This is a genomic window from Bacillus sp. FSL K6-1218 (assembly GCF_038006445.1).
Taxonomy (GTDB): domain Bacteria; phylum Bacillota; class Bacilli; order Bacillales; family Bacillaceae_G; genus Bacillus_A; species Bacillus_A thuringiensis_S.
Genome location: NZ_JBBOVE010000001.1, coordinates 4,667,490 through 4,684,970, shown reverse-complemented (window position 1 = coordinate 4,684,970; position 17,481 = coordinate 4,667,490). Strand labels below are relative to the sequence as shown.

Below are 17,481 nucleotides of genomic sequence, written 5' to 3'. Positions count from 1 at the left end.
AGAGAGATAAAACATAGGAGAGTGTGAGAGGGCGTGCTACATTTTGGGGGATACATTAAAAGATAATAAATCAAACAAGGTTTTAAAGATTGGAACTAATATGGTACTTATCTTATTAATTATTGGTGCAATACAAATGTTTTATGATGAAGATTCTACGAATGATCATTTCGGTTGGTTATTTATGATGGTCTTTTTTGCAATTAAAATAATTTCTAGTTTTATGATAAGTTTAAAAGAAGGAGATAAAAAGTCAGTATTTATTGATTTAGGTTTAGTGATTTTTTCTGTTCTTCTTTTGGTTGTTACTAGTGTGAAATATTTCTTTTGAAAAAGCTCATAGTCTTATAGAGGCTGTGAGCTTTTTGTTGGAAAATTAGCTTGCGACCTTAACATACTATTTTAGAGTTCCTTGTTGCAATGATTTATAAAATGTTTGAGTAGTAGAAGTAAACAGAGTCGTTTCTTCTAAAAAAGGATAATGGTTGCTGTTTTCGAATGGAATGAAGATAGAATTACGTATCCCATCATGTATCTCGATAGAATATTGAATTGGACACTGTACATCATATCTTCCGCATATAATAAGTGTCTTTGTTTGGATGGAAGGTAAATACTCTCTTAAATCAAATGACGGATATTCATTGGCGAAAGCGTTCATCCGGCTAGCGGACATAGTTTTTTGGATTGGTTTACAAAAATAAGAGTTGTAGTTTTCTGGTTTATGCAGTGATAATTTTGTTCTCTCAGTAGATAGTTCTTTCCGTTCTTCACTTGTAAGGTGAGGGCTTTTTAAGTTTTCGATGAGTTTTTGCATATAATGAAACTGTGGATGTGCTGGGTGATAAATGCAGAATGGTATTTCGGTATAGTTACTTGCTGCAGCTCCAACGATGACTAATGATTGTAAGGAATTTGGATATGTAATCGCATATAAAAGTCCAAGCATACCACCTGTCGAATGACCAGCGAAATGCCATGTTGGGAGTTGTAAAGCTTCCCGTATTGCTTCTAAATCGTGAACCGTTTCAATCATACTTAATTCGTTTTCTGACTGGGCGGTTACAGAGCTACCAGCATCTCGTAAATTAATGAGAAATACACGCTGCGTAGCAGTGAAAACATCTGCAAAGTAATCACCAGTTTCATTAAATTGTGAATAGTGATGTGTAATACAAAGCGGTTCGCCATTTCCTTTTGTAAAGAGTTCAAATGTGCCGCGTTTTGTGGGGATCATTTGTTGTGTCCACATAATATCACGTCCTTTTTTCATAAAAGTTGGACCAGACTGTTATAAAATGAAAATATATCAGCGATTATTAGAATATATCGGCGCAACTCGGAATATATCAGCGATTATCAAAATATATCGGCGTAACTCGGAATATATCAGCGATTATTAAAATATATCGACTTGCCGACAGAAAACGACAATAATAGTAAGCTTTAAATAAAAGGAGGCTATTCAAAAACGAGCCTCCTTTTCCTTTAGTATAAAGATTTTGTCATATTATTCCGAATAATTTCAAGGGATTTCGCTACAGTTAATGCATTTTTTTCTTCAATTTCTGGTTTACGGGGGATAGGTTTATACATGTTGTCTGGATCTTCCCATGTGAGGGGAAGTTCTGTTTCTGCTTGTCCTTTCCAAGCTTCAATCCATTCTGGAGGGAGATAACCTGAGATGTTTTGGATGTTGTTCATTTCGAGCCAAATGAGTGCCCAAGCTCTTGGAACGACGCGCCAGTGATCATAGCCACCGCCGCCGACAGCGATCCAGCGACCGTCGCAATATTCATTAGCAATTTCACGAGCGAGCTTCGGTATTTCGCGGTAAATATTCATTGTCGCACAAAGATGTGTAAGTGGGTCATAATAATGTGCGTCAGCACCATTTTGCGTTAAAATAATATCCGGTTTAAAGTACGCTGCAACTTCTTTTACAACAGTTCGATATGCTTCTAAGAACGATTCATCTTCTGTAAAAGCATCGAGTGGAACGTTAAAAGAATAACTATAACCATTACCTTGTCCACGTTCGTTTACAGCGCCAGTTCCAGGGAATAAATAGCGACCAGTTTCATGCAGTGAAATGGTGCATACGTTAGGGTCATCATAAAACGACCACTGTACGCCATCACCGTGATGAGCATCTGTATCAATATATAAGACGCGTAAACCGTATTTCTTCTGAATATACTTCATTGCTATGGAGCTATCGTTATAAATACAAAAGCCAGATGCCTTGCCACGGAAGCCATGATGTAAGCCGCCTCCTAAGTTAAGCGCGTGTTTTACTTTTCCGGAAAGAACAGCATCGACAGCTGTTAACGTACCACCAACGAGCAATGCGCTTGCTTCGTGCATATTTGGGAACATCGGTGTATCTTCTGTTCCGAGTCCATATGTCATCGCAATTGATTTTTCTAACTTTCCTTCTCCAGCACGTTTTACCGCATTTATGTACTCCTCTGTATGAATGTAGGCAATCTCTTCATCTGTAGCCATCCGTGGTGAGATGATTTGAGAGGGAGAGATGAAACCGCCCTTTTGTAATAAATCATACGTAAGTGTGACGCGCAGTTGGTTAAAAGGATGATCAGGGCTAAATGAATAGCCCCGAAAGTCATCCGAATAAATAAACGCGCTACTCATGCTTGCATCCCCATGATGTTCGGCCATAATACGCGATAGCCTTCTGCTTCAAGTGCATCAATCACTTTTAGAGGATTCATCGTTTGAATGCGGAAAACAAGTACTTTATCATTCTCATCTTTTGCTGGATAGACGAGAACGCTCACGATATTTATTTGTAAATCACTAAAAATAGCAACGACTTTTCCAAGAATACCAGGTTCGTTTTTTACTTGAATTTCAATTTGTGAACTCGGTTGATGTGCCCCTGTTAATTTCACTAACGTGTGCAGTACTGTAGATTCTGAGATGATACCAACTAACTTACCAGCCTTTGTAACAGGAAGGCAGCCGATTTTATTTTCAAAAAATAAAGTAGCAATTTCCTCAACGAAATCGAGAGGGTGGCAAGTCATTACAGGATGTTTCATAATAAGTTCGAGCGGTTGCTGTAGCATATCGAGTGAAACTTGTTCATCTAGAATAGACGGACTTGCATCTCTTACATCCCGATCAGAAATAATGCCTACGACGTGATTATTTTGATCGACAATTGGAATGTGCCGAATGCCTTTCGTGCGTATCGTTCGGATTGCTGTTTCGATTGTATCGTTTGGATGCAGTGTAACTACATTTTGATTCATAATTTCTTCTACAATCATTCCAGTTGCCCCCTTTATTAATACATAAAACGATTGTGAAAACGTAGACGGTCAAAAGCTTGAATAGAATCCGTATCAACGCGTTTACCGATGCGGACCATTAAACAGTTGGCAGGATGTGAACAAATTTCAGGATCGTCTGTAGCCATCCATTGTAACCCGCCGGCATTCATCATCTTCTCCATTACTTTTCGGTATTCCCAAACATTTAATCCTGTTTGTTTCAAATCCCAGTGCCAATAATATTCAGTCGTCAATATAATGTAATCTTCCATATAATCGTCCATCATAGAAACCTCTAGTAAGTTCTTTCCGACAGAACTCCCGCGGAAGGCTGGGACTACTTCAATGGCCCCAAGCTCAATTAAGTTTTCTATTTTTCCTTCTGACCATCGTTCAAGTGGATCAGGATATAAATATGTAACATATCCAACAATCATTTGGTCATGTCTAGCAATAATGAGTCGAGCTTCTGGTAATTTAGAAATTTCGACAATTGCTTTATATTGCTGTTCTGCAGGACGAAATGCAACTAAATCTGGATGAAATTCATACATTTCAAGATTATGTGTAGAGACAGGACCTTCAATAATTAAAGTGCCTTTCGCTGTTTTTAAGTTTCTAGCATTGTATATTTTTTTATGAATCAATGTATTGCTCACCACCTTGAGGGTTTGTGAATCTATTAATATCGTACTTTATAATATATGCGATGTGAATCGAATTTTGTCATTAAAAATTTGTCTAAAAATCAACAAATATACTGAAAATTTTAAATAATATCATTATAATAGATAATAGAATACATAGGAGGGGGATGTAAAGTATGAAAGTAGAAACGCTTCCTGTCATTAAAGGAGAAAATAATTTGCCGAATTATGATGAGGCATACGCGAATTTTAACTGGGAAGAGGTTAATAAAAATTTTACTTGGAATGAAACAGGCCGAGTAAATATGGCGTATGAGGCAATTGATAAGCATGCGAAATCCGATCGAAAGAATAAAGTAGCCCTTTATTATCAAGATGGATCGCGAAAAGAGAAATATACATTTAAGGAAATGAAGGATTTTTCTAATAAAGCAGGAAATGTCCTGAAAAACTATGGCGATGTAGAAAAAGGCGATCGCGTTTTTATTTTTATGCCACGTTCTCCAGAGTTATATTTCGCACTTTTAGGTGCAGTGAAATTAGGAGCAATTGTTGGACCGCTATTTGAAGCATTTATGGAAGGCGCAGTTCGCGATCGTTTAGAAGATAGCGAAGCAAAGGTGTTAATTACAACGCCTGAATTGTTAGAGCGCGTACCATTAAATGATTTACCAGCTTTAAAAACAGTTTTCCTTGTTGGAGATAATGTAGAAGAAGGCGGTAAAACGGTAGCGTTCAATCCTTTATTTGAACAAGCTTCAAAAGAATTACATATTGAATGGTTAGGCCGTGAAGACGGTTTAATTCTTCACTATACGTCTGGTTCTACTGGTAAGCCAAAGGGTGTGCTTCATGCGCAAAATGCAATGGTTCAGCACTATCAAACGGCGAAATGGGTATTAGATTTAAAAGAAGATGACGTATATTGGTGCACAGCTGACCCGGGCTGGGTAACGGGAACAGCTTACGGCATTTTCGCACCGTGGTTAGTCGGAGCATCAAATGTTATTTTAGGTGGACGATTTAGTCCAGAAGCGTGGTATGAAGCACTGCAAGATTACGGTGTGACGGTTTGGTACAGCGCACCAACAGCATTCCGTATGTTAATGGGAGCTGGACAAGACGCAATTAAAAAATATGACTTATCACAAGTTCGTCACGTATTAAGCGTTGGTGAGCCGTTAAATCCAGAAGTAATTCGCTGGGGTATGAATGCATTTGGACTTCGTATTCATGATACGTGGTGGATGACAGAAACAGGTGGACAAGTTATTTGTAACTACCCTTGTATGGAAATCCGTCCAGGTTCAATGGGTAAACCAATTCCAGGTGTGAAAGCAGCGATTGTTGATAATGAAGGAAATGAAGTGCCTCCTTACACAATGGGTAACTTAGCGATTGCGAAAGGTTGGCCATCTATGATGCGCGGGATCTGGAATAACCAGCAAAAGTATGAATCTTATTTCATGCCGGGAGATTGGTACGTATCAGGCGACTCTGCCTATATGGATGAAGATGGATACTTCTGGTTTCAAGGACGTATTGACGATGTAATTATGACGTCAGGTGAGCGCGTTGGTCCGTTTGAAGTAGAAAGTAAATTAATCGAGCATGCTGCTGTTGCAGAAGCTGGTGTAATTGGTATTCCTGATCCGGTGCGCGGCGAAATTATTAAAGCATTTATCGCACTTCGAGCAGGATACGAACCATCTGATGAATTAAAAGAAGAAATTCGTCAATTTGTAAAGAAAGGCCTAGCAGCTCATGCAGCGCCACGACAAATTGAATTTAGAGATAAATTACCGAAAACGAGAAGTGGTAAAATTATGCGCCGCGTATTAAAAGCGTGGGAGCTGAATTTACCAACAGGTGACTTATCAACGATGGAAGATTAAGAGAGGAAGGTCTGAACGAAAAATGTTCAGGCCTTTTTTTTTTATGATATCATGAACTTGTATATATAAGTTAAAGGGGATAGTATGATGAAACCAGAAAAGGAAAAGATGATACTAGGAGAAATGTATATACCGGCTGATCCAGTTTTAGTACAAGAAAGAGAGCAAGCACGTATATTAACGAGAAAATTAAATGATACGCCAGAAGAGCAATTGAAAGAGCGTAGCGAAATCATAAAAGAATTATTCGGAACGACAGGAGATAATATTCATCTTGAATCTTCTTTTAGATGTGATTACGGCTATAACATTCATGTCGGTGAAAATTTTTACGCGAACTTTGACTGTACGATTTTAGACGTATGCCCGGTAACAATCGGAGTGAACTGTATGTTAGCTCCAGGTGTTCACATTTATACAGCAACGCACCCGCTTGATCCGGTAGAGCGTATAAGCGGATCAGAATACGGAAAACCAGTTACAATTGGCGATAACGTATGGATTGGCGGAAGAGCAATTATTAATCCAGGTGTAACAATTGGAGACAATGCGGTGATCGCATCTGGTGCTGTCGTAACGAAAGATGTGCCTAATAATGTAGTAGTTGGCGGGAATCCTGCAAAGATTATAAAAAAACTAAAATAATATTTGAACGAAGTGCCTTCCTCGTCTGTATACATTTATGAAAGAATAGATGAGGGAGGCTTTTATATGTCTAATAAATTACTTCTTACTTTTGCTTTAATTGGGATTATAGTTGTATTTTCTTGTGGTCTTTTCTTACCGATACCAATTGGATATAGAGTATCAATGCTTACAGCTGGAGTTATAATGGGTGTTATGTTTTCAATCATTATTCCATTTGATAGAAAACATATAGTACGAAAAAAAGGGAATAAAATCGATTTTACAAAAACAAAAGTTTATTTTCGCTGGAATGTATTTGATACGATTTCTGTTTGTCTGGCATTGTATGCATGCATATGTGTGCAAGCGTTAAATACTTTAGTTGCAATGGGATTTACGATTCAAAACCCATATGTGCAATTTTTTACAAATCAATCACAATTGTGGATTTTTATTGCGATTGCATATTTAATTTCCCGTATTTCATTAACGTTAAAAGGAATAAAGGAGATCAAAAATCATGGCGCAGATTGGGATTGAGGAGGAGCTCATGCTTGCGTATCAAAGTGGAGATAAACAAGCGGGAGAAAGACTATATGTTTTAATCAAACCAGCGCTATACACATTTTTATATCGATTTAACCGAGATGAACAATTAAGTATCGATCTTGTGCAAGATACGTTTTTGACGCTAGAGCGTAAGAAACATATGTATGAACTTGAAAAAGGTAAAATAAAAACGTATTTATTTCAAATTGGTTATCGTCTTATGATTAATAAGTTAAATAGGAGAAAAAAGTGGCGTACGCTTTTGCCATTTTTAGTGCCGATTCCGGAAAAAGAATTTTCTCACGAAGATCGGCTTACAGTAAGAGAAGCAATTTTGAAAGTTCCAGAAGAGCAAAGAGCGGTCCTAATCCTTTCTTATTATCATGACATGCAGCAAAAAGAAATTGCAGAAATATTAAACATTCCGATTGGAACAGTGAAATCGAGACTTCATAACGGAATAAAGAAATTGAAACAATTGCTGGAGGTGGACGAAATTGAGCGAAAATCCCTTTAAGAGTGAATATAAATTAAAACAGCATTTAGATAGTGACCATGTAGAAGTACCGGACTTTCCAAAAACGGTAAGTCGCTTCGATCGATTAATCGGATTTCTTGGTTCTCCAGCGAAAGATCCTGTAGAGGCGACCATTGGGAATGATTTATCGGTTGTGTTTCATGTATCGTTATTAGTTGGGGTTCCAATTCTTTCTCTTATTACGATACTCTTTATGGCGTTGTAAAGGATTGACAAGAAGAGAAACCGGACCTCTATTTGACACGCCTATATAAATGATGGTATAAAGAAAAGTATATGAATAATTGAGCGTGGAAAGGGAGAAGTAGTGATCATTTCCCTGTTTTAGAGAGCTGATGGCCGGTGAAAATCAGCACATAGATGATCGCGAATTACGCCCCTAGAGCATCTTTTTTCGATTGAATTGTATTCAAAAGGGAAAAGACGGTGCTAAGCCGTTATGTAAATAAGGTGGTAGGCTTTTTTGCCTGCAACTAGGGTGGTAACGCGATAATCAAAATCGTCCCTTATTTGAAGGGGCGATTTTTTTATGTTTTCAACCTTCACGCCAGTAATGAACTTAAAGGAGAGTATGTAGGATATGGGTATTTTACAAGATCTTGAATTTCGCGGTCTAATTAATCAGCAAACAGATGCTGAGGGCCTTGAGCAATTATTAGAAAAAGAAAGCGTTAAATTATACTGTGGTTTCGATCCGACAGCAGATAGCTTACACATCGGTCATATGTTACCAGTATTAATGTTACGTCGTTTCCAATTAGCTGGTCACCAACCAATCGCACTTGTTGGCGGTGGTACTGGTATGATCGGCGACCCAAGTGGTAAAAAAGCAGAGCGTACATTAAATACGAAAGATACAGTTGCTTACTACACAGAAAGCATTAAAAACCAACTTTCAAACTTCTTAGAGTTCGAAAACGTGGACAACCCAGCAACGATGGCTAACAACTATGACTGGCTTGGTAACTTAGATGTAATTTCATTCTTACGCGATATCGGTAAAAACTTCGGTTTAAACTATATGTTAGCAAAAGATACAGTAGCATCTCGTTTAGAAACTGGTATTTCATTCACTGAGTTCAGTTACATGATTTTACAATCATACGACTTCTTAAACTTATACCAACACCATAATTGCCGTCTGCAAATCGGTGGTAGTGACCAATGGGGTAACATTACAGCTGGTCTTGAATTAATTCGTAAATCAGAGGAAGATGCGAAAGCATTCGGTTTAACAATTCCACTTGTTACAAAATCTGACGGTACGAAGTTTGGTAAAACAGAAGGCGGCGCAATTTGGTTAGACCCAGAGAAAACAACTCCTTACGAGTTCTACCAATTCTGGATTAACACAGATGACCGCGACGTTGTTAAATACTTAAAATACTTCACATTCTTATCTCATGAAGAAATTCTTGAGCTTGAAAAGCAAGTAGCTGAAGCGCCAGAAAAACGTGCAGCACAAAAAGCATTAGGTGCAGAAATGACAAAACTTGTTCACGGCGAAGAAGCATTAGAGCAAGCGATTAAAATTTCAGCTGCACTATTCAGCGGTTCTGTAGCAGAACTAACTGCAAGTGAAATCGAGCAAGGATTCAAAGACGTACCATCTGTAGAACGTACTGCAGAAGATACAGTATTAATCGACTTACTTGTCGAAAGCAAAATCTCTCCATCAAAACGTCAAGCACGTGAAGATGTAACGAACGGCGCAATCTACGTGAACGGTGAGCGTACACAAGCATTAGACTACGTTGTAACAGAAAACGACCGCATCGAAGGTAAATTCACAATCATTCGCCGCGGTAAGAAGAAATATTTCTTAATTCGTTACTAATAAATAAAAAGCTTTGAGGAATTTCCTCAAAGCTTTTTTGTTTTAATCTCCTTTTCGAGTTCATACGGAAATCACATGTAAGCGGTATGATAAACGTATAACAATTAGAAAGGAGTGGTAAAACGAAATGTCACTAGAAGCGTTGATTATTTTTTCTTTGCTAAACGCGGGTCAACTTGCAGAGAATTCGAAGGTTGATATACATAAAGAGCAGAAAGATGCTTATGTATATGTTCAAAAAGAGGAAAATAAATAACTTTAATATATATATAAATAAAAGCTACTCGAAGTAACTGTTTTGGTTTCTTCGGTAGCTTTTTTGTATGCATAGGATTCAAATTTAGTAAGTGAGCTATTTAATAGAGGGTTTGTAGAAGAAAAAAATATAATTAATGTGAACTGATAAATTGATAAAAATAAACCGTTATAAACAGGAGGATTTGTATGGAACATAGTGAGGCATCTCAAAGATTGTTACTTTCAGATTGCATGGATTCTATAATTACTATCCAAAAGTTAGGGATAGATGAACAGTTTACCCCGATAGGTTATGATAATCTATTTAGTCATAAAACAAGTAGTGACTCCTAAAGGGAACGTTTAGATAATTTAGTGTATAAAATCAAAGAAAGGTTTATCATGATATTAATATTTTCCTTTATTAAAAACAGCCGTTTCAAGTATTGACTTGAGAAGGCTGTTTTTTTGATTTAATCTTTTAAGTCCCCCTGTCAAAAAATAAAATTTGTCCTCTGGGGAGGATAGGTAGCGTAGGGGCACATCAATAGTTGCACTATTTTTAAAAAAATGAAAGGGTGGTGAAATGTCTACGAAACTCTGTAAGTATTACATAATAAAAGCCACAACTCATGAAAAGACCTTCTAATATATTGTTAGTTTATTTGATTAATATTCTTTGTCCACTTTTCGTAACTCTGACTGTGTAAGTCCATATGTCTATGTTGTACAACCTGCTAACAACATAACAGGAATAGCTAAGGCTAATAGTTTACGTTTCATTGACACATATACCCCTTTGTGTTATTTCTTTTTACTTAGTTCTTTTGTTGCTTTGTCTACTAACTCAGAAGCTTCGTCTAAATCCTGTTTAGCGAATTCAATTGTATCTTTATCATCCTTTTCTAAACCTGCCTGTATGTTTTCTACCCCTGATTTCGAGAATAACATTGCTTTACTTATGTTTATCGGTGCTTTATTGTCTTCAGCTAACTTATAATCTAATTTATCAATCTTATCAATTAATTCGAAATAAGGTTTCGATAACTCTTTTAATTTTTCAGCCTTCTTCTTATTAGATTTTCTGCTATCTATAAGGTCTTTTATTTCTTCCGTTTGTTCAGTGTAATCTTTAAGTAAGTATGTTGCATTCTTACTATAGTCTTCTTTCTTGTTTTCTTTAACAGAAGCTTCCATTACTTTGTCTTTCTTTTTATCGTTTGACTCACAACCTACCCCTGTTATTAACAACATTGGAATCGCTAAAGTTAATAGTTTACGTTTCATTTTTTCATACCCCTTTAGTATTTATTATTCTGCTTCACTTACTCTTTGTATTTCCGCAAGACCTTGTGCGATACTCGCAGCTAGTTAAAGTGCTGTACTATAGTTATCACTAGATGTTTGATTAAATTCATATAGGTGTTCTAACTTTTCTTTCAGTTTTACCTCTCATGACTGCAAAAAGATTTGCCATAGCGTCCAGACCTGAGATTGGCATAGCTTGATCGATTGTTTCCGTACTTGCTATCATTCGATCGATTTCTCGAATTTGTTCTAATATCTCCTGTTCGATAACATCTGTAGAAGCTACCTGTGATTGAAAGCCTCTTGGAAAAGCATCATTTTGAAGGATTAATTCTTCGCATAAGTAAATGCTTCTTTGTGCTAACGGACGAAAGGTTTGTAAGAAATATGCTTTTGCACTGCTATATGTTTGTCCTTGTAGAACAGTATCCAATGCAAAAGCGTCAATAGAATGAATAATTTGTTCCATACCTTGAATAGTAGCGATACATAAAGAGTTCATACTTTCTGTTTGAGCTTGTACTTCACCGAGATGCATATTTAAAGACACGAACTTTCCCTCCCCTTACAAGAAAATAATACCAATTTAAGGGAGGGGTTGTAAACGGAATATTCTAATGATTTAACGATTAAAGAGGTACTCGTTTATTAAGTTTTTTAATCTCATTCGGATGCTCGAGTGATGAAGAGGTTTTTAAGGTTGAATGTAAATAGAAAAGGGAAGATATAGATTATGTGCAAATAAATACGTTGTAAAAATAATGTTAACAAAAGGAGAGTACAGCAAAGAAAAATGAGTTATGGGATAGAATGTAGTGTTTTTAAGTGTTAGAAGAAGGGAGAGGTTTTTATTAATGTGGATAAAAAACGAATGAAATTCTAGAGAGAGGGTTAAGTTTTATTAACTATAGACTTGCAGTTCTTTTTTATTTTGTTACATTGGTCTGTTTCTATACATATAATCGGGTTATATTCAATAAAAAAAGCCCAGGCCCCTTGATAAACAAGGTTCCTAAGGCTTTTAATACTACTCTTTTCAGAGTACCGAGATTAACGAGAGTAGAACTCTACGATTAATGCTTCGTTGATTTCAGCTGGTAACTCAGCACGCTCAGCGTGACGAGTGTAAGTAGCTTCTAATTTGTCAGCATCGAAAGTTAAGTATTCTGGTACGAAGTTGTTAACTTCGATCGCTTCTTTAACAACAACAAGGCTGTTAGATTTTTCGCGAACGCTGATAGTTTGGTTAGGTTTTACACGGTAAGATGGGATATCTACGCGAGCGCCATCAACCATGATGTGACCGTGGTTTACTAATTGGCGAGCTGCACGACGAGTGCGAGCTAAGCCCATACGGTAAACTAAGTTGTCAAGACGAGCTTCAAGAAGGATCATGAAGTTTTCGCCGTGCTTACCAGGCATTTTACCTGCTTGGTCAAATGTGCGACGGAATTGACGCTCAGTCATGCCGTACATGTGACGAAGTTTTTGTTTCTCTTGTAATTGTAAACCGTATTCTGAAAGTTTCTTACGTTGGTTAGGACCGTGAGGACCTGGTGCGTAAGGGCGTTTTTCTAATTCTTTTCCTGTGCCGCTTAGAGAGATTCCAAGACGACGAGACAGTTTCCAAGCTGGACCTGTATAACGAGCCATAGTTGACTCCTCCTTTAAAAATGTTTTTATTTACGTAAAATAAAAACAGACGTAATCGATATTTACGGGCATTTTGTTTTCATGTACCTTCGCTCCAGCAGCAGGGAGTTACGAGATACACCTCCGTAGAGGAACAAAATACAAACGATAAACTCACATTACAAGGCTGCCTTTTTATTTTACACAAACGCTATTATATCTTTTACCCAGAGTTTCGTCAAGCGAGTACGTTTTTGTTTTATGCATATAAATTTTGGAAATTAATATAAGAAGGAATTTAAAACAATATAAAAGAAGAGATAGAAACACAAATAAAACGCTTACATAAAATGTAGTAAAAACGTTCATCAGTTTTTTACTGGTGAATATGCGGTAATAAAAACATAAAGGGGATGTTTTTATGAAAAAGAAGCATATGGAGACAGCGTTAATTCATCACGGTTATACACCTGAGGAACATAAAGGAAGTTTAACACCACCTTTATTTCAAACCTCTACGTTTACATTTGAGACTGCGCAGCAAGGAGAGGCGAGTTTCGCAGGAGTGGATCCATCTTATATTTACTCACGGCTTGGAAATCCAACTGTGAAATTATTTGAAGAACGTATGGCGGTGTTAGAAGGAGGAGAAGAGGCACTTGCCTTCGGATCTGGTATGGCAGCTATTTCAGCGACTTTAATCGGTTTTTTAAAGGCTGGAGATCATATTATTTGTTCAAATGGATTATACGGATGCACGTACGGTTTTTTAGAAGTGTTAGAAGAAAAATTTATGATTACGCATTCGTTTTGTGATATGGAGACAGAGGCTGATATTGAAAATAAAATTCGCCCAAATACAAAGCTTATTTTCGTTGAAACACCAATTAATCCGACAATGAAATTAATTGATTTAAAACAAGTGATTCGGGTTGCGAAGCGAAAAGGCTTACTTGTTATTGTTGATAATACATTTTGTTCACCTTATTTACAAAGACCGCTTGAGCTTGGCTGTGACGCTGTTGTGCATAGTGCGACAAAATATATTGGAGGCCATGGTGACGTTGTAGCGGGCGTAACAATTTGTAAAACGAAAGCATTAGCTGAAAAGATTCGCCCGATGCGAAAGGATATCGGCGGTATTATGGCGCCGTTTGATGCGTGGTTATTATTACGTGGGTTAAAGACGTTAGCAGTAAGAATGGATCGTCATTGTGATAATGCAGAAAAAATTGTATCGTTCCTAAGAAAACATGATGCGGTAGAAGGGGTTTGGTATCCAGAAGGGGAGTTAGCATCTCGTCAAATGAAACGCGGGGGCGGTGTTATTTCTTTTTCAGTAAAAGGCGGAAAAGAAGAGACGCAAGCGTTTATTAATGATCTTCACTTTATTACAATTGCGGTGAGTTTAGGAGATACAGAAACGTTAATTCAGCATCCAGCAACGATGACGCACGCTGCGATTCCGGCTGAACTAAGAAAAGAAATGGGCATTTTCGATAATTTAATACGCTTATCGGTCGGTCTAGAATCGTGGGAGGATATCGTTTCTGATTTAGAGCAGGCATTAAAGAAAATATCTACTGTTAATCAATAAAAAAAGAGTGAGCTATCGGTTTTGTACAGGACGTACTAAGTCGATAACTCGCTCTTTTCTTTTTACATATGTTTTAGGAGTGTCTCCACAAACTTTTCTAAATAGCGCTGATCTACTTCATCAAAACGATTTTTTTCAGGACTATCAATGTCAAGTACACCAATGACAGCTCCTTCTTTCACAATCGGTACAACGATTTCCGAATTAGAAGCACTATCGCAAGCGATGTGACCTGGGAATTGGTGAACGTCCGCTACAAGCTGAGTTGTTTTCGTTTCAGCTGCTACGCCGCAAACGCCTCGTCCAAATGGAATGCGTACGCAAGCAGGCATTCCTTGGAACGGTCCAAGGACAAGCTGATTTCCTTCTGTTACATAAAAGCCAACCCAATTAACGCGATCTAAAAATTGGTTTAATAATGCGGACGCATTTGATAAGTTTGCGACTACGTTTGATTCGCCAGTTAATAACGCATCCAGTTGTTTAATTACTGTCTCATATTGCTGCACGCGAGATCCTGCATAACTTTCTTTAGTAAACATGGAAACAGCTCCTTTTTTATCGAGATGTGTAAAATATTAGCAAAATACGATGTATTTCACATGACTTTGTCGATAGAAAATTAAAGGAATTTGTCTTAAAAGTCAAGAAATTTAAACTATAGCTGTTCATTGAGAGGAAGTGAGCGCATGAAGCAGACGAAACAAAAAGTAATTGATGCGGCAATATCGTTGTTTAATACGAAAGGTTATGATGGAACGTCGGTGCGAGACATTGCAAAGCGAGCGGATGTGAATGTAGCGAATATTTCATATTATTTTGCTGGGAAGCAAGGTTTATTAGAACAGCTTATTACTGATTTTTTAGAAGGGTATATTCATGTGATTGAAATTTCGTTTGAACAGAGAGAGTATTTGTCGGCTAAAGATGTGATGGTGCAAATGGTGCGTGGGATGTTACGATATCAATTTGAAAATAGAGAACTAACACGTTTCTTCTACCGAGAGCTTTCGCTTGATACGACATTAATTCGTGAAGTGATGACCGTTTATTTTTCTAAAGAAAGATATTATATAGAGCAAATTATTAGGCAAGGACAAATAAAACAAGAATTTCAGAAAGTATCATTTACAATGTTTATGACGCAATTAAAAGGCATGATAAATATGCCGTTTTTATATCCACAATATATATCAGAAGTACTGCATTCTTTCCCGTCTGAGACATTTTTCATAGAAATGTACACGAAAGAGATTGAGCAATGGATGGAACAAGCATTATGTAAAGCGAATATGTACCATGAATGGCCAAGAGCTGTTCATATGTGAAGAATCCCCACCTAACGAACTGAGGTGGGGAGTTTTATGTTTATTTTTCTTTGCCATAAATTGTTACATAATAGCGCGATAATTGTTAACGTTGCTCCAGCGATTTCAATTTTATCGACTGTATAACCTCGAAAGATAGAACCGATCAGTGCAAGAATAGGAACTAAATTCATAAATAATATGCCGTTAATAGATGAAATATAGCGATTTCCCATATTCCAGCAAAATACAGCGATAACTCCTGCGATAATCGACATATAAAAGAGCTCAAAACGAACGCTCACAACTTTACGCAGTGACGGCATAGTAACTATATTTGTGTACGTTAAGAAAGTAACAATAACGATGAGTGAAATGGAGCCAAATAAACAAGTTAATGTCGTGTACCTAAGTGGTGACCAGGATTGAAAACGAGCACCTCCGTTTGTATAAATGACCCAGCAAGTAACGCCGCATAGTATTAATATATTTGTCGATAAGTTACTTGCAGCTCCAAATAATAAGTGAATGCTTCCTTTTGAAATGACAAGCATAACACCGAATAATGCAACGAACATACAAAGAAACGTGTAGTTTTGTGGGCGACGATTTTTCGTTACCCATTGCAGTGATAAGGCGATCAGTGGCATAAGAGACTGAATCATAGCTGCATGAATTGCTCCGGAAGGTCCAGCAAGTTGTTGTCCGTAGAAAACGAGAAAACCATATCCTGCGAAACCGACTGTCCCGTAAAAGAACAGAGAAAGTGTTCTTTTTTCTAAGCGGAGTGAAGTCTTCCCTTCAGTAATTAATAGCAAAATAAGAAAAATAATAGCTGCTGATCCATAGCGAATCGTTGTGAAGAAGAACGGATCGATAAATTGCAGGGCATTTGCCATTACAGGAAACATAAATCCCCAGGCAGTTACGGCGAGTAAGCATAGAAAGGATCCGAGTAGCATTTGTTTTTTGTTCAAGAGTATCTTTCCCCTTTACATTTCGTTATAGTAAGTTGATGAAATAAGTATAAAGAGTAATTGTTTATAGGAGGAAATATCGATTTCTTATAACGGTTATAACTTTTTGTTAGAGGTGTGTACGATGGATTTGGAGGCAGTACGATCGTTTATCGAAGTGAAGCATATGCGAAGTTTATCAAAGGCAAGTAAGATTTTACATATATCTCAACCAGCGCTTAGTAAGCAAATTCAAAAGTTAGAAGCGGATTTAGAGGTTACTTTACTTAAGCGTTCTGCGCAAGGAGTGGAGTTAACGGAGGCAGGAGAGTTATTTATAAAAAGAATGCTACCGATTTTGGAACAAATAAATGAAGTGAAAACAGAAATGAGGGGGTATCAAGAGAACCGAAAGTTTTCAATTGGTATACTACCGAGTTTAGCAGAGCATTACATATTAGAATGTAAAGATGTATTAGGTGATGAGTTCGAAGTAGAGTGGCAAATTGGACATACGGAAGTATTAAGAGATTTATTTAAAGCGCGGGAGATTGACGCGATGTTCATTGATTCAGTAGTAGAAGGTGCTACGTATATAAAAGAAGTGCAACAAGAGAAAATTGTTTGTGCCGTTTCAAATAATCATCCGTATAAAGAGAAGAAAGTCATTCAAATAGAAGAGCTGCAAAATGAAAAATTAATTGTATATCCAGAAATATGCGATGTAAGGAAAATGATTATGAACATGTTTCATGAGATAGGTGTAAAGCCAACTATAGCTGTGGAAACATCTTACGCAGAACCGATGCTTACAATGGTAAAAGCTGGACTTGGTATCACGTTACTTCCAGAAAGGGCAGTAGAGCAGTCTGTAAGGCAGGGAAATGTACATGTAATTTCTGTTGAACCACCACTCATGCGGAAAATTTATTTCGTATCTCATACGAAAGATTGTTTGTTATTACAATCATTTGAGGATAGGTATTGAGGTAGGCGGAATATTGAGAAAGATTACAATCGCATTGAAAGAAACATGAAATTTTAAAAAAAAC

General features: G+C 37.2%; 20 protein-coding genes, 1 pseudogene and 1 other annotated feature. Of the genes and pseudogenes, 12 read left to right on the top strand and 9 right to left on the bottom strand.

Features of this window, described 5'->3' with window-relative positions:
- Positions 1 to 43 precede the first annotated feature (43 nt).
- The gene (locus tag MHI26_RS23930) at positions 44 to 331 is read left to right on the top strand and encodes a hypothetical protein (protein WP_061666047.1); all 288 of its coding nucleotides are present in this window, start codon (positions 44 to 46) and stop codon (positions 329 to 331) included.
- Between the two features lie 66 nt (positions 332 to 397).
- On the opposite strand, the gene MHI26_RS23925 is transcribed toward MHI26_RS23930, so the two are convergent.
- The 4 genes from MHI26_RS23925 to acuA form a co-directional block, all read right to left on the bottom strand.
- Entirely contained in the window at positions 398 to 1,273 is an 876-nt protein-coding gene (locus MHI26_RS23925) for an alpha/beta fold hydrolase (RefSeq protein WP_141526906.1), read from the bottom strand.
- A gap of 215 nt (positions 1,274 to 1,488) precedes the next feature.
- Complete coding sequence (acuC, locus tag MHI26_RS23920; protein ID WP_000092808.1) at positions 1,489 to 2,655, bottom strand: acetoin utilization protein AcuC; 1,167 nt, start codon at positions 2,653 to 2,655, stop codon at positions 1,489 to 1,491.
- The gene (locus tag MHI26_RS23915) at positions 2,652 to 3,296 is read right to left on the bottom strand and encodes an acetoin utilization AcuB family protein (protein WP_000634583.1); all 645 of its coding nucleotides are present in this window, start codon (positions 3,294 to 3,296) and stop codon (positions 2,652 to 2,654) included. The genes acuC and MHI26_RS23915 overlap by 4 nt, the downstream gene beginning before the upstream one ends.
- Positions 3,297 to 3,313: 17 nt before the next feature.
- A complete protein-coding gene (gene acuA, locus MHI26_RS23910) occupies positions 3,314 to 3,946 on the bottom strand; it encodes an acetoin utilization protein acetyltransferase AcuA (protein ID WP_000581392.1) in 633 nt (210 codons plus the stop codon).
- Between the two features lie 176 nt (positions 3,947 to 4,122).
- Here acuA and acsA point away from each other — a divergent pair, with 176 nt between their 5' ends.
- From acsA to MHI26_RS23870, 8 genes are all read left to right on the top strand, one after another.
- Positions 4,123 to 5,841, top strand: a complete 1,719-nt coding sequence (gene acsA, locus MHI26_RS23905) for an acetate--CoA ligase (protein ID WP_000862049.1) — start codon at positions 4,123 to 4,125, stop codon at positions 5,839 to 5,841.
- 84 nt (positions 5,842 to 5,925) lie between these two features.
- A complete protein-coding gene (locus MHI26_RS23900) occupies positions 5,926 to 6,486 on the top strand; it encodes a maltose acetyltransferase domain-containing protein (protein ID WP_061666050.1) in 561 nt (186 codons plus the stop codon).
- Positions 6,487 to 6,552: 66 nt separating this feature from the next.
- The gene (locus MHI26_RS23895; RefSeq protein WP_000066443.1) at positions 6,553 to 7,008 is read left to right on the top strand and encodes a hypothetical protein; all 456 of its coding nucleotides are present in this window, start codon (positions 6,553 to 6,555) and stop codon (positions 7,006 to 7,008) included.
- Complete coding sequence (locus tag MHI26_RS23890; RefSeq protein WP_000057201.1) at positions 6,989 to 7,534, top strand: RNA polymerase sigma factor; 546 nt, start codon at positions 6,989 to 6,991, stop codon at positions 7,532 to 7,534. The genes MHI26_RS23895 and MHI26_RS23890 overlap by 20 nt, the downstream gene beginning before the upstream one ends.
- A complete protein-coding gene (locus MHI26_RS23885; protein WP_001293795.1) occupies positions 7,515 to 7,760 on the top strand; it encodes a hypothetical protein in 246 nt (81 codons plus the stop codon). Before MHI26_RS23890 ends, MHI26_RS23885 begins: the two co-directional genes overlap by 20 nt.
- Before the next feature lie 77 nt (positions 7,761 to 7,837).
- Positions 7,838 to 8,065: a binding site (T-box leader), on the top strand.
- A 70-nt stretch (positions 8,066 to 8,135) separates the two neighbouring features.
- Positions 8,136 to 9,392 carry a tyrosine--tRNA ligase gene (tyrS, locus tag MHI26_RS23880; RefSeq protein ID WP_001994474.1) on the top strand — a complete coding sequence of 419 codons (1,257 nt, stop codon included), beginning with the start codon at positions 8,136 to 8,138 and terminating at the stop codon, positions 9,390 to 9,392.
- A 127-nt stretch (positions 9,393 to 9,519) separates the two neighbouring features.
- Complete coding sequence (locus tag MHI26_RS23875; protein WP_000050940.1) at positions 9,520 to 9,648, top strand: hypothetical protein; 129 nt, start codon at positions 9,520 to 9,522, stop codon at positions 9,646 to 9,648.
- Positions 9,649 to 9,836: 188 nt separating this feature from the next.
- Positions 9,837 to 9,983, top strand: a complete 147-nt coding sequence (locus MHI26_RS23870; protein WP_017763656.1) for a hypothetical protein — start codon at positions 9,837 to 9,839, stop codon at positions 9,981 to 9,983.
- A gap of 450 nt (positions 9,984 to 10,433) precedes the next feature.
- On the opposite strand, the gene MHI26_RS23865 is transcribed toward MHI26_RS23870, so the two are convergent.
- The 3 genes and pseudogenes from MHI26_RS23865 to rpsD all read right to left on the bottom strand — a co-directional run bounded on the left by MHI26_RS23865 (position 10,434) and on the right by rpsD (position 12,590).
- Positions 10,434 to 10,916: a hypothetical protein gene (locus MHI26_RS23865; protein WP_061666051.1), complete on the bottom strand. Its 483-nt coding sequence runs from the start codon at positions 10,914 to 10,916 to the stop codon at positions 10,434 to 10,436.
- A gap of 87 nt (positions 10,917 to 11,003) precedes the next feature.
- A pseudogene (locus MHI26_RS23860) lies at positions 11,004 to 11,487 on the bottom strand (T7SS effector LXG polymorphic toxin); the annotation flags it as partial.
- Positions 11,488 to 11,987: 500 nt separating this feature from the next.
- Complete coding sequence (rpsD, locus tag MHI26_RS23855) at positions 11,988 to 12,590, bottom strand: 30S ribosomal protein S4 (protein WP_000135320.1); 603 nt, start codon at positions 12,588 to 12,590, stop codon at positions 11,988 to 11,990.
- Between the two features lie 400 nt (positions 12,591 to 12,990).
- On the opposite strand from rpsD, the gene megL reads away from it, so the two are divergent.
- Entirely contained in the window at positions 12,991 to 14,166 is a 1,176-nt protein-coding gene (gene megL, locus MHI26_RS23850) for a methionine gamma-lyase (RefSeq protein WP_000726565.1), read from the top strand.
- A gap of 62 nt (positions 14,167 to 14,228) precedes the next feature.
- On the opposite strand, the gene MHI26_RS23845 is transcribed toward megL, so the two are convergent.
- Positions 14,229 to 14,708, bottom strand: a complete 480-nt coding sequence (locus MHI26_RS23845) for a GAF domain-containing protein (protein WP_000494340.1) — start codon at positions 14,706 to 14,708, stop codon at positions 14,229 to 14,231.
- 147 nt (positions 14,709 to 14,855) lie between these two features.
- Between MHI26_RS23845 and refZ the strand changes: the two genes are divergently transcribed.
- Positions 14,856 to 15,494 (top strand): forespore capture DNA-binding protein RefZ, encoded by a 639-nt coding sequence (gene refZ / locus MHI26_RS23840; protein WP_000814913.1) that lies wholly within the window; start codon positions 14,856 to 14,858, stop codon positions 15,492 to 15,494.
- An 11-nt stretch (positions 15,495 to 15,505) separates the two neighbouring features.
- Here the strand turns inward: refZ and MHI26_RS23835 are convergent, their stop codons facing one another.
- Positions 15,506 to 16,450 carry a DMT family transporter gene (locus tag MHI26_RS23835; RefSeq protein WP_061666052.1) on the bottom strand — a complete coding sequence of 315 codons (945 nt, stop codon included), beginning with the start codon at positions 16,448 to 16,450 and terminating at the stop codon, positions 15,506 to 15,508.
- A 124-nt stretch (positions 16,451 to 16,574) separates the two neighbouring features.
- Between MHI26_RS23835 and MHI26_RS23830 the strand changes: the two genes are divergently transcribed.
- Positions 16,575 to 17,417, top strand: coding sequence for a LysR family transcriptional regulator (locus tag MHI26_RS23830; protein ID WP_061666053.1), 843 nt, complete (start codon positions 16,575 to 16,577; stop codon positions 17,415 to 17,417).
- The last annotated feature ends 64 nt before the right edge of the window (positions 17,418 to 17,481 follow it).

Coding starts and splice junctions, on each gene's coding strand:
- MHI26_RS23925 (WP_141526906.1), bottom strand. CDS start 1,273: ATGAAAAAAGGACGTGATATTATGTGGACACAACAAATGATCCCCACA.
- acuC (WP_000092808.1), bottom strand. CDS start 2,655: ATGAGTAGCGCGTTTATTTATTCGGATGACTTTCGGGGCTATTCATTT.
- MHI26_RS23915 (WP_000634583.1), bottom strand. CDS start 3,296: ATGATTGTAGAAGAAATTATGAATCAAAATGTAGTTACACTGCATCCA.
- acsA (WP_000862049.1), top strand. CDS start 4,123: ATGAAAGTAGAAACGCTTCCTGTCATTAAAGGAGAAAATAATTTGCCG.
- MHI26_RS23900 (WP_061666050.1), top strand. CDS start 5,926: ATGATGAAACCAGAAAAGGAAAAGATGATACTAGGAGAAATGTATATA.
- MHI26_RS23895 (WP_000066443.1), top strand. CDS start 6,553: ATGTCTAATAAATTACTTCTTACTTTTGCTTTAATTGGGATTATAGTT.
- MHI26_RS23890 (WP_000057201.1), top strand. CDS start 6,989: ATGGCGCAGATTGGGATTGAGGAGGAGCTCATGCTTGCGTATCAAAGT.
- tyrS (WP_001994474.1), top strand. CDS start 8,136: ATGGGTATTTTACAAGATCTTGAATTTCGCGGTCTAATTAATCAGCAA.
- MHI26_RS23875 (WP_000050940.1), top strand. CDS start 9,520: ATGTCACTAGAAGCGTTGATTATTTTTTCTTTGCTAAACGCGGGTCAA.
- MHI26_RS23870 (WP_017763656.1), top strand. CDS start 9,837: ATGGAACATAGTGAGGCATCTCAAAGATTGTTACTTTCAGATTGCATG.
- MHI26_RS23865 (WP_061666051.1), bottom strand. CDS start 10,916: ATGAAACGTAAACTATTAACTTTAGCGATTCCAATGTTGTTAATAACA.
- rpsD (WP_000135320.1), bottom strand. CDS start 12,590: ATGGCTCGTTATACAGGTCCAGCTTGGAAACTGTCTCGTCGTCTTGGA.
- megL (WP_000726565.1), top strand. CDS start 12,991: ATGAAAAAGAAGCATATGGAGACAGCGTTAATTCATCACGGTTATACA.
- MHI26_RS23845 (WP_000494340.1), bottom strand. CDS start 14,708: ATGTTTACTAAAGAAAGTTATGCAGGATCTCGCGTGCAGCAATATGAG.
- refZ (WP_000814913.1), top strand. CDS start 14,856: ATGAAGCAGACGAAACAAAAAGTAATTGATGCGGCAATATCGTTGTTT.
- MHI26_RS23830 (WP_061666053.1), top strand. CDS start 16,575: ATGGATTTGGAGGCAGTACGATCGTTTATCGAAGTGAAGCATATGCGA.